Source organism: uncultured Sphingomonas sp., from assembly GCF_934560975.1.
Taxonomy (GTDB): domain Bacteria; phylum Pseudomonadota; class Alphaproteobacteria; order Sphingomonadales; family Sphingomonadaceae; genus Sphingomonas_I.
Genome location: NZ_CAKTFO010000016.1, coordinates 58589 through 73913, shown reverse-complemented (window position 1 = coordinate 73913; position 15325 = coordinate 58589). Strand labels below are relative to the sequence as shown.

The 15325-nt window shown below is 67.5% G+C and carries 11 protein-coding genes; 8 read left to right on the top strand and 3 right to left on the bottom strand.

The annotated features are described in order from the left end of the window. The 7 genes from Q0D93_RS10910 to Q0D93_RS10880 form a co-directional block, all read left to right on the top strand. The coding region (locus tag Q0D93_RS10910) for a PAS domain-containing sensor histidine kinase (RefSeq protein ID WP_294393962.1) at positions 1-1822 on the top strand (1822 nt) is incomplete at its 5' end. Beyond that, a complete protein-coding gene (locus Q0D93_RS10905; RefSeq protein ID WP_294393959.1) occupies positions 1819-3300 on the top strand; it encodes a SulP family inorganic anion transporter in 1482 nt (493 codons plus the stop codon). The genes Q0D93_RS10910 and Q0D93_RS10905, both read left to right, overlap by 4 nt. Positions 3301-3426: 126 nt before the next feature. Further along, the gene (coxB, locus tag Q0D93_RS10900; RefSeq protein WP_294393956.1) at positions 3427-4398 is read left to right on the top strand and encodes a cytochrome c oxidase subunit II; all 972 of its coding nucleotides are present in this window, start codon (positions 3427-3429) and stop codon (positions 4396-4398) included. Next, entirely contained in the window at positions 4395-6911 is a 2517-nt protein-coding gene (locus Q0D93_RS10895) for a cbb3-type cytochrome c oxidase subunit I (protein ID WP_294393954.1), read from the top strand. The genes coxB and Q0D93_RS10895 overlap by 4 nt, the downstream gene beginning before the upstream one ends. After that, the gene (locus tag Q0D93_RS10890) at positions 6908-7288 is read left to right on the top strand and encodes a hypothetical protein (RefSeq protein ID WP_294393951.1); all 381 of its coding nucleotides are present in this window, start codon (positions 6908-6910) and stop codon (positions 7286-7288) included. The genes Q0D93_RS10895 and Q0D93_RS10890 overlap by 4 nt, the downstream gene beginning before the upstream one ends. Beyond that, positions 7285-7884 carry a cytochrome c oxidase assembly protein gene (locus Q0D93_RS10885; protein WP_294393948.1) on the top strand — a complete coding sequence of 200 codons (600 nt, stop codon included), beginning with the start codon at positions 7285-7287 and terminating at the stop codon, positions 7882-7884. The genes Q0D93_RS10890 and Q0D93_RS10885 overlap by 4 nt, the downstream gene beginning before the upstream one ends. After that, on the top strand, positions 7881-8930 hold the full coding sequence (locus Q0D93_RS10880; RefSeq protein ID WP_294393946.1) for a c-type cytochrome: 1050 nt from the start codon (positions 7881-7883) through the stop codon (positions 8928-8930). The genes Q0D93_RS10885 and Q0D93_RS10880 overlap by 4 nt, the downstream gene beginning before the upstream one ends. Positions 8931-8966: 36 nt before the next feature. Here Q0D93_RS10880 and Q0D93_RS10875 read toward each other — a convergent pair whose 3' ends face one another. Both Q0D93_RS10875 and Q0D93_RS10870 read right to left on the bottom strand, forming a co-directional pair. Next, on the bottom strand, positions 8967-9572 hold the full coding sequence (locus Q0D93_RS10875; protein WP_294393981.1) for an ankyrin repeat domain-containing protein: 606 nt from the start codon (positions 9570-9572) through the stop codon (positions 8967-8969). A 78-nt stretch (positions 9573-9650) separates the two neighbouring features. Then, a complete protein-coding gene (locus tag Q0D93_RS10870; RefSeq protein ID WP_294393978.1) occupies positions 9651-11285 on the bottom strand; it encodes a catalase in 1635 nt (544 codons plus the stop codon). A gap of 428 nt (positions 11286-11713) precedes the next feature. Here Q0D93_RS10870 and Q0D93_RS10865 point away from each other — a divergent pair, with 428 nt between their 5' ends. After that, entirely contained in the window at positions 11714-14305 is a 2592-nt protein-coding gene (locus Q0D93_RS10865; protein ID WP_294393944.1) for a PAS domain S-box protein, read from the top strand. A 74-nt stretch (positions 14306-14379) separates the two neighbouring features. On the opposite strand, the gene Q0D93_RS10860 is transcribed toward Q0D93_RS10865, so the two are convergent. Beyond that, positions 14380-15234: an oxidoreductase gene (locus tag Q0D93_RS10860; protein WP_294393942.1), complete on the bottom strand. Its 855-nt coding sequence runs from the start codon at positions 15232-15234 to the stop codon at positions 14380-14382. Between the last annotated feature and the right edge of the window lie 91 nt (positions 15235-15325).

Here is a 15325-nt window from a genome sequence, read left to right as displayed (position 1 = left end):
AAACTTGTTCGTCGTCTTGCTCGTCATAGCCCCTTCCTCTCAGGAGTTGGGGCCTCCGACAAACCCGGCGCGGTTCACCTTTCTGTACAACGATGCTTATGCGCCGATACTGGGTGAGCGCCACCCCGGCGCGTTCGGCGTCTCCTTTGCCGACGCCTGGCCGGACATATGGGCGGACATCGCGCCGCTGGTGGAGCGCACCTTTGCCGGCGAGACGGTGACGGTTCAGGACCTGCCGCTGACCATGCGCCGTAACGGCTATCCGGAAGAAACGTGGTGGAGCTTCTCCTACTCCCCGATACGGGATGAGCAGGGGCAGGTGGCGGGGCTGCTCAACGTCACCATGGATGTGACAGAGCGCGTGGTCGCGGGGCGCGAGCGCGATGCCGCCCACGTCCAGCTGCGCAAGCATGAGGAACGCCTGCGCGCCTTGGTCAATGCCAGTGCGGACGTCGTCTACACGATGAGTCCCGACTGGACGGAGATGCGGCGGCTGGATGGGCGGGGCTTTATCGCGAATACCGACGCGCCGTCGATCAAGTGGATCGAGGAATATCTGCTGCCGGAGGACCAGCCGGCAATCCTGCAAACGATTGCCCAGGCGGTAGCGGAAAAGCGGATGTTCGAGCTTGAGCATCGCGTATGGACTACTCATGGCGGCGTCGGCTGGACCCACTCGCGTGCCGTGCCCGTCCTGAAGGATGGCGAGATCGTGGAATGGTTCGGCATGGCCGCCGACGTGACCTCGCGCCACAAGGCGGAGATCGAGCTGCGCCAACTCAACGAAACCCTGGAGATCCGGGTGGAGGAGCGTTCGCAGGAGCTGGTGGCGTCCGAGGATCGGATCCGCCAGATGCAGAAGATGGAGGCGATCGGTCAGCTTACCGGCGGCGTGGCCCACGACTTCAACAATCTGCTAACCATCATCCGCTCGTCCGCCGACCTGCTCCGCCGTCAGGAATTGCCGCCGGAAAAGCGCAAGCGTTACGTCGACGCCATTTCCGACACGGCGGACCGGGCGGCAAAGCTGACCGGGCAGTTGCTCGCCTTTGCGCGCCGCCAGGCGCTGAAGCCCGAAATGTTCGATGCGGCGGCGCGCGTCCAGTCCATCGCCGACATGTTGCGGACGGTGGTCGGCGCCAGGATCGCGCTGACCTTTGAGCCATTCTGTTCGCCCTGCCATGTGGAGGCGGACGCCAGCCAGTTCGAGACGGCGTTGGTCAACATGGCGGTGAATGCGCGCGACGCGATGGACGGCGAGGGCAGCCTGGCAATCAAGGTGGACCTGGCCAGTGCCGTTCCCGCGCTGCGCGGCCATGCGGCGGTGCAGGGGGACTTTGCCGCCATCTCGGTCACCGATACCGGGTCCGGCATCGCTCCCGACCAGCTCGACCGCATCTTTGAGCCGTTCTTCACCACCAAGGACGTCGGCAAGGGCACCGGCCTCGGCCTCAGCCAGGTTTATGGCTTTGCCAAGCAGAGTGGCGGCGACGTCGCCGTGACCAGCCGGGCAGGCGAGGGAGCGACCTTTACGCTCTATCTGCCCTCCGTCGAAGCGCCGGACACCGAACAGCGCGGCGCGATGGAGACGGACGAGGGAAGTGCAGGCAACATCCTGGTGGTGGAAGATAATGAGCAGGTGGGGGAGTTCGCCTGCCAGCTGCTCGACGATCTCGGCTACACCACGCGCTATGCCAGCAATGCGCGCGACGCCATGGCAGTGCTGGAGCGGGCCGCTGATCCGCCGGACAACGCAACCTGCATCCCGAACGCTTTCCGGCCATCGGCCTGGCGCATGCAGGCAACGTGCGGACCGTCATGAACACCCAGTCCCTGTCCCGTTACCGCGCCGAGTGGTTCGGCGGAGCGCATGCCGCGAGGCGCGACATCCTGGCCGGCATGGTCGGCACCTTTGCCCTGATCCCCGAAGTGATCGCCTTTTCGTTCGTGGCAGGCATCGATCCGGAAGTGGGCCTGTTCGCCTCCTTCGTGATCGGCATCGTGATCGCGTTCGCCGGTGGTCGGCCGGCGATGATTTCGGGTGCCGCGGGATCCGTCGCGCTGGTCGCGGCCGCGCTCGTCCACGCCTATGGGCTGCAATACCTGCTCGCTGCCACGGTCCTCGCCGGGTTGTTTCAGATCGCCTTCGGGCTGGCCAGGCTCCACGTGCTGATGCGCTTCGTGTCGCGATCGGTCCGCACCGGCTTCGTCAACGCATTGGCTATCCTGATCTTCTCGGCGCAGGTGCCGCAGATGCTGGGCGTGACGTGGCATACCTATGCCATGATCGGGCTCGGCCTGGGCATCATCTACCTGTTGCCGCGATGGACCAATGCGATCCCGTCGCCGCTGATCTGCATCGTGGTGCTGACCGCGATCAGCATCGCCTTTCCCATGCCGCTGCGCGTGGTCGCCGATCTGGGTGCGCTGCCGCGCGGGTTGCCCTGGCCGGCATGGCCGCAGGTTCCGCTCAGTTGGGCCATGCTGGCGACCATCGCGCCCTATGCGCTGGCGATGGCGGCGGTGGGATTGCTGGAATCGATGATGACCGCGCGCGTGGTCGACGACCTGACGGAAAGCACCAGCTGCAAGGCGCGGGAATGTACCGGGCTCGGCCTCGCCAACATGGCGGCCGGGCTGTTCGGGGGCATTGCCGGTTGCGGCATGATCGGACAGACGGTGGGCAATGTCCGCTACGGGGGCAGGGGACGGCTATCCACCCTGGTCGCGGGCATGTTCCTGCTGATCGTCATGGTGCCGCTGCGCCCGTGGGTCGCGCAGGTGCCGGTGGCGGCGCTGGTGGCGATCATGATCATGGTGTCGGCCAGCACCTTTTCCTGGCGGTCGCTGCGGGACCTGGGCCGTCATCCCAAGGTGTCGGGCGTGGTGATGCTGGCGACGGTGGTGGTGACGGTGGCGACCCACGACCTGTCGATGGGCGTCGCCGTGGGCGTGCTGCTGAGCGAGGTGTTCTTCGCGTTCAAGGTGACCCGGCTGATGGATGTGCAGGTCGAGTATCAAGCGGACACGGACACGCGGCTGTACCGGGTGTCGGGTCAGGTCTTTTTCGCGAGCGCGGAGATTTTTGCCGAACGGTTCGAACTGCGCGACACGGCACGCAAGGCCACGATCGACCTGACCGGCGCCCATCTGTGGGACATCACGGCGGTGGGGGCGCTGGAAGATGTGGTGTCAGCCATGCGCCGACACGGCATGTCGGTGGAAGTGCTGGGCCTGAACCAAGCCAGCGCGATCCTGGTCGATCGCCACGCGCCATTGATGCGGGATTTCGCCGTGTGAGCCGACGGCGACCTGTCAAAGCAGGTACCGCTGACGCCGCGGCCCTCCTCCAAGGGTGGTGCGGCGGGTGCCGGTATAGACGCCGCGCCACTGGACGCGGGCGGGCCGGCCTCATAGGCCCCGCTTATGTCCCCGACGACGCGCCTGTGTGGTGTATCTTTCCTGTTTCTTCCGCTGGCGGGCTGCAACCGCCACCAATCGGCGCTGCACGCATTCGGTGAGGAGGCGGCCGGGGTCCGCTCGCTGACGGTCCTGCTGGTGATCGGCGCGGCGGTCATTCTGGCGGCCATGCTGTTGCTGATGTGGGCCGCGGTGCGCGCGCCGGAGGGGCGCCTGACCCTTGCCGGTGGCGAGCGTCTGATCCTGTGGGCCGGCGGGATCGTGCCGGCCGTGCTGCTGCTCGCGCTGCTCGCCTACAGTCTGCCCCTGATGCAGCCGCGCGCGCCCGATCGGGCCGATCTGCGCATCGCGGTGGAGGGCGAGCAATTCTGGTGGCGCGTCCGCTACGATGCCGCGAACGCGCCGTCCGTCACCAGCGCGAACGAGGTGCGGTTGCCGGTCGGGCGCACCGTGGTGTTGCGGCTGACCGGGGGCGACGTGATCCACAGCTTCTGGATTCCCGGACTGGCCGGCAAGACCGACATGATCCCCGGACGCGAGAATGTGATGACCGTGCGCGCGACGCAGGCCGGGCGGTATCGCGGGCAATGCACCGAGTTTTGCGGCCTCAGCCATGCGCTGATGGCGTTCGACGTGGTGGCGATGGAGCCGGCGGCGTTCGACGCCTGGCTCGCCGTGCAGCGCCGCCCGGCGGTCTCCGCCGACCCGGCCGGCCGCAGGCTGTTCGCGCAACATGGCTGCGGCGGTTGCCACACCGTCCGCGGCAGCGGGGAGGCCGGCTTGATCGGCCCCGACCTTTCCCATTTCGGCAGCCGCCACACCATGGCGGCGGGGATCCTGCAACCGACCGAGGCCAACATCGCCGCCTTCATCCGCCATCCCGAACACACCAAGCCGGGCGTTCGCATGCCATCCTTTCCGCACATGCCGGACACCGAGGCCCGTGCCCTGGCGCGCTATCTGGGGTCCTTGCGATGAGCCTCCATGACCAGGACGATCCGGCGCTGCGCCGCGCGCAGGAGGAGCGGCTGCGCAAGGCCTGGGCGGCGCCGACGGGGTGGATCGGGCGCTGGTCGGACACCAACAACAACCGGGTCGGCGTCTGGTACGTGCTGACGGCCTTTGCCTTCATGCTGTTTGCGGGCGTGCTGGCCCTGATCATGCGCACGCAGCTGGCCGTGCCGGACAATCATCTGGTCGGTGCGTCCACCTTCAACCAGCTGTTCACGCTGCACGGCACGGCGATGATGTTCCTGTTCGCCGTGCCGATGTTCGAAGCGGTGTCGATCGTGCTGCTGCCCCAGCTGCTCGGCGCGCGCGACCTGCCGTTTCCGCGCCTGTCGGCCTTTGGCTACTGGAGCTTCCTGATCGGCGGGGTGTTCGTGCTCGGCTCGATCTTCTTCGACGCCGCGCCCGATGGCGGCTGGTTCATGTATCCGCCGCTGACCACCCGCACCGACCTGAGCGGACTGGGCGCCGACATCTGGATGCTGGGCCTGTCCTTTATCGAGGTAAGCTCGGTGGCGGCGGCGGTGGAGCTGATCGTGGGCGTGCTGAAATGCCGGCCGCCGGGCATGCGCCTCAACCTGATGCCGCTTTACGCCTGGTACATCCTGGTGGTGGCGGTGATGATCCTGTTCGCCTTCCCGCCGCTGATCGCGGGCGACGTCCTGTTTGAAATGGAGCGGCTGCTCGGCTGGCCCTTTTTTGACGCGGGCCGGGGCGGCGATCCGCTGCTGTGGCAGCACCTGTTCTGGATCTTCGGCCATCCGGAAGTGTATGTGATCTTCCTGCCGTCGATCGCGCTGTTCGCGATGCTGATCCCTACCTTCGCCCAACGGCACCTGCTCGGCTATCCCTATATCGTGCTGGCGGCGGTCGGCACGGCATTCCTCAGCTTCGGCCTGTGGGTCCACCACATGTTCGCCACGGGACTGCCCAAGATCAGCCTGGCCTTCTTTTCCGCGGCCAGCCAGGCGGTGGTGATCCCCACCGGAGTCCAGATCTTCGCCTTTATCGCCACGCTCGCCGCCGGGCGGGTCGTGTTCTCGACCCCCTTGCTGTTCGCCACCGGCAGCCTCGCCATCTTCATCGTCGGCGGGCTGACCGGCGTGATGGTGGCGATCGTGCCGTTCGACTGGCAGGCGCACGACACCTATTTCGTGGTGGCCCACCTCCATTATGTGCTGATCGGCGGCACGCTGATGCCGCTGTTCGCCGGCCTGTATTATTACTGGCCGCTGGTGACGGCGAAGACGCTGTCCGATCGGCTGGGGCGGATCGCCTTCTGGCTGTTGTTCGCCGGCGCCAACCTGGCCTTCTTTCCGATGCACCTGTCCGGGCTGATGGGCATGCCGCGGCGGGTGTTCACCTATCCCGCCGAGTTGGGGCTGGGCGGCCTCAACCTGGCCTCCACCCTTGGCGCGTTCCTGTTCGCCGGCGGCGTGCTGGTGATCGTGGTGGACATGGCGCTGTCGCCCACCCGGCCCAAGGCCAGGCGCAACCCCTGGAATGCGGGCACGCTGGAATGGCTGGCGCTGCCGGAGGATGAGGATTGGGGCATCCGCTCCATCCCGCTGATCGAGACCCGCTATCCGATCTGGGACCAGCGCGACTTCGTCCAGAAGGTGGACGAGGGCCGCTTCTTCCTGCCCGACGCGGAGGAGGGACGGCGCGAGACCATCATCACGTCGGTGCTGGATGCGCGGCCGGTGGCGGTGATCCGGCTGGGAACGCCGTCCTGGCTGCCGATGGCGGCGGCGGTCGCGGTGGGGGGCGTGTTCATCCTCACCACCTACCATCTCTACTGGACCGCCCTGGCGAGCGGGCTGGTGGCGCTGGGCGTGATCCTGCGCTGGATGTGGGCCACGGCTGAGATACCGGAAAAGCCCTGCAAGCCGATCGGCCACGGGCTTGAACTGCCGCTCTACATTTCCGGGCCTCAGGCACCGGGATGGTGGGCGATGTTCATCACGATGCTGGCCGATGCGACCGCTTTCTCCGGACTGGTGTTCGGCTATTACTTCTTCTGGACGGTACATGCCGACTTTCCGCCGGACGGCATTGCGGGACCGGGCATGGCGTGGCCGCTGGCGGCGCTGCTGCTAACCGCGATCGGGTATGCCGCAACCCTGGGCGCACGCGCGCTTAACCGGCGCGGTGCCGCGGGCGGTGCGCGCTTGCTGCTGGGGATGGGTGCGCTCCTGTCGCTCGGCTCGGCCGCCGCCGGTCTGGCAGGGCCGTGGCTGTCGAGCATGGACCCGGCCGCGCACAGCTATCCCGCGATCGTGTGGACGCTGGCCATCTGGACCGCGCTGCATGGCGTGCTCGGCGCGATCGCGCAGCTCTACGCCCTGGCGCGTAGCCTGGCGGGCAGATCTACGCCCACGCACGATGCGGACATCCGCAACGTCACGCTATATTATCATTTCCTGATGTTCACCGCCGCGGTCGCCTGGCCGACCCTGGGCCTGTTTCCGGAGGTCGCATGATGAGCGGCATCCACGAGCGGGTCCGCTCGCTGACGGTTACGTTGTGGACCCTGATCGTGCCGCCCACGACCTGGGCGGCGCACTTCCTGTTCTCCTATCTGTGGGCGGCGGTGCGATGCGCCAAATTGGGAAGCTTCGCGACGGAGCCGGGCTTGTTCTGGGGCGGCACGGCGGTGGCGGTGGCGGTGATCCTTGCCGCCGGATGGATGGCGTGGGTCCAGTCGCGCACGCCCGGCAGCCATCCGCCGCACGAGGAGGGGACGGAAGTCGATCGGCTGCGCTTCCTGGCTTACTCGACCTTGCTGCTCGCGGGGCTGAGCCTGATCGGCGTGGCATTCACCGCGATGCCCGTGCTGTTCATCACGGATTGCCGATGAGGCGCGCCTGCCTGGGCGGCGCGACCGCGCTGTGTGCCGGAGCAGCCGCGCTCGCACCGTTCGGCATGACCGGGCACATGGCCGCCCACATGATTGCGGTGGCGGTGGCCGCGCCGCTGTTTGGAATGGGGCTGCGCGGCACGGCGGCGGACCCGGTCCGTCTGGGCGGCCCGTTCGCCAACCCGCTGGCGCTCTCGGTCGCGGAACTGGCGGTCGTGTGGCTGTGGCACCTGCCGGGTGCGCGCGCGGCGGTGGGGCACGATGGGTCGCTGGCAGCGGCGGAACTGGCCTGCTTCCTGGTCGTCGGCACCCTGTTGTGGTCGGCGGTGCTGGCGGCGCGCCCCGCCAGCAATGCGGCCGGGGTGGGTGCCTTGCTGCTGACGTCCATGCACATGACCCTGCTCGGCGCGCTGATCGGGCTTGCACCGCGCTTGCTTTATCCGGATCCGGCGCATCATGGCGCGTTGGGACTTTCTCCCATGCAGGATCAGCAGCTTGCGGGCGTGGTGATGCTGATGGTGGGCGGGGTCAGCTACCTGGCAGGCGGACTGGCGGTGCTGGCCCGGTTGCTCAAGGCGGAGGCTCGGCCGGCATGACGATCCGCATCACCTGGGCCCGCATGCTTGCCGTTATCGCCGCCGCCACGCTGCTGGCGCTGGCAATCGGCTGGTCGGGTGCGGTCAACGTCGCGGCATCCAGCGGCCATTGGAAGGTCACGGACTGGTTCCTGCACTGGGTGATGCGCAACTCGGTCAAGACGCGCAGCTACTGGCAAGCGCCGGAGCAGCCGAGCGATGCCAGCGGGCTGGTCAGCGCGGCGGGGCATTTCGCGGCCTCCTGCGCGGTCTGCCACGGCGCGCCCGGCCTCCGGCCCTCGCCGGTGCTGCGCGCCGCGACGCCGCCAGCCCCCGACCTTTCGGTCAATGCCCGCCAGTGGCAGGACCGGCACCTCTACTGGATCCTGGAGCATGGGGTGAAGTTCAGCGGCATGCCCGCCTGGCCAGCCGAGGGGCGCGAGGATGAGATACGCCGCATGGTCGCGCTGGTACGCCGTCTGCCCGGCATGTCGCCGGCCGAGTTCCGGAGGTTGACCGGCGGGGTGGCGGAGATTGCGGGTTCCAACCGCTTCGAAACCTGTGCCGGTTGCCACGGGCTGGACGGCCGGGGGCGGGATCAGCGCGACATACCGGTGCTGGGCGGGCAAAAACCCGTTTACCTGCTCGCGTCATTGAAGGCCTACCAAAGCGGTGCCCGCCAGAGTGCGGTGATGCGCAACGCCGTTGCCCGCCTGGGCGATGCCGACATGCGGCTGCTCGCCACCCGCTTCTCGGCCATGCCCGGCCTTGGCGGAGCGTCGCGAGCGGCCGATGCCGCGGCCGAGCGGATCGTGCGCCAGGGCCTGCCGTCGCGCGACCTGCCCGCCTGCGCGAGCTGCCACGCGCCGGGCAAGCCCTATCCGGTGCTCGACGGGCAGAAAGCGGCCTATGTCGCTGCCCGGCTGCGACAATGGCGAGGCGACCCGCACGAGGTGGACGCCCGCAAGAGTCACGCCACCATGCCCGTCATCGCCCGCCGCATCCCCGAGGAGATGATCGACCGGCTCGCCACATATTATGCGAAGGCGGCATCCCCACGGAAGTGACGGGCCGCCCGGCCGCAGCCCGCCCGGTGGTCGCGCTCAGTGTCCGACGCGGGCCGCCATCGGCGTATTGCCCTGATCGGACGCGACCGACCCGGCCGAGCGCCCGGCCGTGTCGCGGATCGCCCGGTCGGCACCGGCCGCAAGCAGCATGTCGACCTGGCAGGTGCGGTTGAACAAGGACGCCATCATCAGCGCGGTCTGCCCGGCATTGTTGCGCGCATCGACGTTGCAGCCGGCCTTCAGCAGCCGCGCGGCAATCGCGTCCTCGCCCTTGAACGCCACGCCCATCTGCGCGGTGTTGCCCTGGTCGCGATCGGGACGGCAGGCATCCGCCCCCCGGCCGATCAGCACCTCCACCATGGCAAGCTGCCCATTGTAGGCGGCGAGGATCAGCGGGGTGAAGCCGCGATCATCGTAGGCATTGAGATCCGCCCCGGCCTTGACCAGCGGGTCGATCATATCGGTACGGCCGAGGCGTGCGGCCTCGAACAGCAATTGCTGGCGCCGCTCGGGCGAGGGCAACGTCGCGGATGCGGATGCGGATGCGGATGCGGATCCGGCCGTCGCCGCGGCAGGCACCGCAATCGGTGGCCGCGCAGCGTGCGAGGCGGACGCCGCCAGCATGGTGGCGATAAGGGGCAACATCATCATGTCCTTGGGAAACGAGGGCTGCGGCCGGACGGGAATACGGACGGCGCCGCCCCCCGTTCCGGCTCGGCATCAGCGGGCGTTCTGGTCCGGGTTGGCCGCGCGATATTCCGCCACGGCACGCGACACGTCCGCCATCGGCACGTTGACCGCGGTCGCCAGGCGCGTGCCGAAGTCCTTGTCCGCCTGGTAGAAGTAGCTGACCATGATCGTCTTGGTGCGTGCGGAGGTCACGACATTGAGGTCGCCCGCCAGGTTGGTGACGAGGTCCGTCTTGTCCTGCGGCTTGAGCGCGCGATAGAAGATGCCGGCCTGTCGGAAGTTGTTGGTCTTGGCGATCGGCTTGGCATCAACGATCGCGTCCACCTTGTAGGGCGCGGCACGGAAGCGGGCATCCGTCGCCTTCGCGGCGGTGGCGGCCGGGAAGTAGTTGACGTCCGACGTGCGGTTGCCCTGGTCGAGCTGCCCGTCCTGGTAGTTGTTGACGACGCCCGCCAGCGGCCGGTTGACCGGCAGCTGCATGACGTTGGCGCCGATGCGGTAACGCTGCGTGTCCGAATAGGAGAATAGCCGCCCCTGCAACATCCGGTCGGGCGACGCTTCGATCCCCGGCACCATGTTGGCCGGCGCGAAGGCCGATTGTTCGGTATATTCGAAGAAGTTGGTCGGCACCTTGTTGAGCGTCATTTCACCGATCTTGCGGAACGGCACGCCCAGCCACTCCTTGGTGTCGTCGAATGGATTATAGTCGAGCTTGGCGAAATCCGACGCCTTCATGGTCTGCACCATCAGGTCCCAGGTCGGGAAGTCGCCCTTGGCGATTTCACCATACAGGTCGTCGGTCAGGTAGTTCCACGTCGCGGTCGCGACCTGTGCGCCGTTGAGGTTGCGCACGCCTTGGCGGCTGATCCAGCGGAACTTGGCGAACACGGTCTCGCCCTTGGCATTGACCAGCTTGAAGGCATGGACGCCGTTGCCGTCCATCGTCCGGTAGGATGCCGGCGTGCCGAGGTTGGAATAAACATGCGCCAGCATGTTGGTCGCTTCCGGCGTCGCCGAGAAGAAGTCGAAGAAGCGATTCGGGTCCTGCTTGTTGGTGATCGGCGAGGGCTTCAGCGAGTGGATCATGTCCGGGAACTGGATCGCGTCGCGGATGAAGAAGATCGGCAGGTTGTTGCCCACCAGGTCCCAATTGCCTTGGTCGGTGTAGAACTTGGTCGCAAAGCCGCGCGGATCGCGCATCCCTTCCGGGCTGCCCGACGGGTGGATCACGGTGGAGAAGCGCACAAACACCGGCGTCTGCTTGCCGGACACGAACAAGGACGCGCTGGTGATGTCGGAAATGTCGGCGGTGGCGGTGAACATGCCGTGCGCGCCGGTGCCGCGCGCATGGACCACGCGCTCGGGCACGCGCTCCCGGTCGAAGCGGGCCAGCTTCTCGATCAGCGTCGTGTCTTCCAGCAGCACGGGGCCAAGATCGCCCGCAGCCTTGGAGTTGCGATTCTCCCCGATCGGCGCGCCGTTGTCACGGGTCATCTGGGGCGCGGACGCGCTGCCCGTATCGCCCTTTGCATCAACCGTCCCGGCAACGCCGGCCTGCGCCAGCACCGGCTTGCCCGCGCTGACCGGCGCGGCGGCGGTGGTCATCCGGGTTTCCGCCTGGGTGTCGGCGGGCGGCACCGTCTGCGCGGCGACCGGCTGAACCATGGCGGTTGCCGAAACGGCGGCAAGCAGCAGCGCCGCAATGGAGCGGCGGCTCGTCTTCTTCGTCATTGAAACCCCTTCAATCCTTCAAGCCGTCGCTGCGGCAGGCACACGCGGTGCGTGGGACCCGGCACCTGAACGAGGGCGCGGACAACGCCAAACGGGCGTTCTTGATGACAGTGATTGCGTGAATCGATCTGAGCACCGCACCCGCGCGGAACCGACCGCGATGCGGCAGCAGAAATTTAGCACTTTTAGGCCATGGGGGGCGGGGTGTCGGTGCCTATGTCGTCTGCGCGATCGCCATGGTCCTTGTGGCCCGATCGCCGGAATGACGCCCGGCAACCTGGATTGTAGACAGCGGGTGACGCGGATTACAGGCCGGAACCTGCCGGACGCGCGTTGCGACAAAAGGACGACCTTAGACTTTTATGACCATGGAGGAGCTTGAGGCCGAAAATGCGCGGCTGCGCGCGGCGTTGAAGGACGCGGGGATCGACGCGCAGCGGGTCAGCGATCGGCAGGCGGAGCGCGACAGCCGGCACGGTGCCGACCTGGCCGCTTCACAGGACCTGGTGGCGCAGCTGCGGGCCAGTCGGGTCGCCCTCGCCAGCAGCGAGGCGCGGCAGCGCGCGATGTTCCAGAGCGCGATCGACATCGCCATGGTGATCACCAACCCTGCCGGGGTGGTCACCGACTGGAACCCCGGCGCGGAGCACGTCATGGGCTGGACCGCTAGCGAAATGTGCGGCCACGACGTGGAACGCTTCTTCACGCCCGAGGATCGGGCCATCGGCCGCGTCGAGCATGAGATGCGCCGCGCGCTCCAGGACGGGCGCGCCACGGACGAGCGGTGGCACCTGCGCAAGGACGGGCAGCGCTTCTGGGCGTCGGGCGAGATGATGCCGCTGTTCGGCAGCGACGCCGACCATCTCGGCTTTGTGAAGATCTTGCGCGACCGCACGGACGAACATCTTGCCGGCTCGGCTCTGCGCCACGCCCAAGAACGCTTCCAGACGATCCTGGACACGATCGACGCGGCCTTTGCGATCGTAGAGGTGAAGTTCGACGGCGAGGACCGGCCCATCGACTACCGCTTCCTGGAAGCCAATCCGGCGTTCGAGCGGCAGGCGGGCGTCAACCTTCAAGGCAAGTGGGTGACCGAGTTCGCGCCCGACCTGGAGCGTTTCTGGTTCGACACCTACGGCCACGTCGCCAGCACCGGCGAGCCTGCCAATTTCGAGAGCTATGCCGAAGCATTCCAGCGGTGGTTCGACGTGCGCGCGGTACGGGTCGGCGACCCCGCCGACCGGCAGATCGCCATCCTGTTCAACGACGTAACCGAGCGGCGCGAGGCGCAGGAACGCCTGCGCGCCAGCGAAGCCTATGCGCACGAAAATGCGGAGCGGGTGCAGCTTGCGCTGGCGGTCGGTGCGATCATCGGCACGTGGCACTGGGACCTGCCGAGCGACCAGTTCACCGTCGACGAAGGCTTCGCCCGTGCCTTCGGCCTTGATCCGGCGCTGGGACGGAAAGGCATCCCGCTCGCCCGGATCGTCGCCACCGTGCATCCCGACGACCAGGCGGGGCTGGCGGACGCGATCAACGAGGCCATAATCCGGGGCGGCGCCTATGCCCATCAGTACCGGGTTCGCCGCGTGAACGGTCGCTATTACTGGATCGAGGCGAACGGGCGGGTCGATCGCGGGGCGGACGGCGCGCCGCTGAGCTTTCCCGGCGTCCTGATCGACGTGGAGGCGCGGCGTGCCGTGGAGGCGGAACGCGACCGCGCCATCGCGGCGCTGCGGACCCTCAACGACAATCTCGAACAGCGCGTGGCCGAACGCACCGACGAGCTGATGCAGGCCGAGGATAAATTGCGCCAGTCGCAGAAGATGGAGGCAGTGGGGCAGCTTACCGGCGGCCTGGCGCACGACTTCAATAATCTGCTGGCGGGGATTTCCGGCGCGCTGGAACTGATGGGCATGCGGATCGCCCAGGGCCGCCTGGCTGACGTGGACAAATACATGGTCGCAGCCCAGGGCGCGGCCAAGCGGGCTGCGGCCCTGACCCATCGCCTGCTCGCCTTTTCCCGGCGCCAGACGCTGGATCCGCGTCCAACGGATGTGGACACACTGGTAAAGGGCATGGCCGACCTGATCCAGCGCACCGTCGGGCCGAGCGTCGCGATCGATACGGTGAGCGCACCGGCATTATGGCCGGCGCTGGTGGACGCGAGCCAGCTTGAGAATGCGCTGCTGAACCTGTGCATCAACGCGCGCGACGCCATGCCGGAGGGCGGGCGCATCACGATCGAAACCGCCAACCAGCGGCTCGATCCGCGGGCAGCCGACGCCTACGACATCCCGGAGGGCGAATATCTCTCGCTGAGCGTCAGCGACACCGGCAGCGGCATGCCGCCGGAGTTGATCGCCCGCGTGTTCGAGCCTTTCTACACCACCAAGCCAATCGGCCAGGGGACCGGCCTCGGCCTGTCCATGATCTACGGCTTCGCGCAACAATCCGGCGGCCAGGTGCGCATCCATTCGCAGGTCGGACAGGGCACCACCGTCCGGCTCTACCTGCCGCGCTACGATGGCGACGTCGTCGAAGCCGCGGACATCGCGGAGACGATGCCGCTGGCGGTGGCCCGCAGCGGCGAGACGGTGCTGGTGGTGGACGACGAGCCGACCGTGCGCCTGCTGGTGCGCGATGTTCTGAGCGGTTTCGGATATGCCGTGATCGAGGCCGCCGACGGCAATGCCGCGCTCAAGGTGCTGCGTTCGAATACCAAGGTCGACCTCCTCGTCACCGATGTGGGATTGCCCGGTGGCATGAACGGCCGCCAGATGGCGGATGCCGGACGGGCGCTGCGGCCGGGCCTTCGCACCTTGTTCATCACCGGATATGCGGAAAATGCCGTGGTCGGCCACGGCCATCTCGAACCCGGGATGCGGGTGCTGACCAAGCCCTTCTCGATCGACGCGCTCGCCGCCCGCATCCGCGACCTGTCCAGAGACTAGGCAATGGGCCTCCCCCTGCGCGACGGGCGCTGGATTCGGGATGGCGGGCCTTTGGGCGAGGCCCGCTTGTCCGGTCAGCCCTCCGCGTCCGGATAGTCCGCGCCGAGTGCGAGGTCGCGATCGGCCTCCACTTCCGCCAGGCGCTTGCGGAAAATGTAGACGGCGGTGTCATAGGCAAATTTGCCGAGCACCAGGTGGCGTGGCGGCGTGTCGCGCAGCACGGCCTCGATCATGGCCTTGCCGGCGCGTACCGGGTCGCCGGGCTGCTGACCGCTATAGCCGCTGGTCGTTTCCATGCGGGCGGCGGCGGTGCTGGCATAAGCGTCGATGCGGCTCTTGGTCTGGCGCAGCGAGCGGCCGGCCCAGTCGGTGCGGAACGGGCCAGGCTCGACACAGGTGACGCTGATCCCCAGCGGCTCCACTTCGGACGCGAGCGACGAGGACCAGCCTTCCACCGCGTGTTTGGTGGCGCTGTAATAGCCGCTTGACGCAAAGCCGGTAATGCCGCCGATCGAGGTGACGTTAAGGATGGCGCCGCCGCCCTGCGCGCGCATCACCGGCAGCACGGCGCGCGTCATCGCGAACAGGCCAAAGACGTTGGCGTCGAACTGCGCCCGGATCTCGGCCTCTTCGCCTTCCTCGATGCTGGACTGATAGCCATAGCCGGCATTGTTCACGAGCACGTCGATCCGGCCGAAGCGCGCCTTTGCCGCCGATACGGCCGCCGTGATCTGCTCCGCGTCCGTGACATCCAGCGCCACCGCCAACGCGCGATCGCCCGCCGACCCGACCAGATCCTGCAGGCGGTCGATGGAGCGCGCGGTGACCACCGCCTGCCAGCCCCGGGCGAGTACGAGCTTGGCCAGTTCATGGCCGAAGCCGGTCGAACAACCGGTGATGAACCAGACGGGATCGGCGGGAAGTGTCATGGCAAGCCTCGCAATGGAAGAAGCTGGAACGTTCGAGTGGGTTACGGGGGGCGGACCGCCTCGGCATGGCGGCCTGCACGACAGGTGTGGC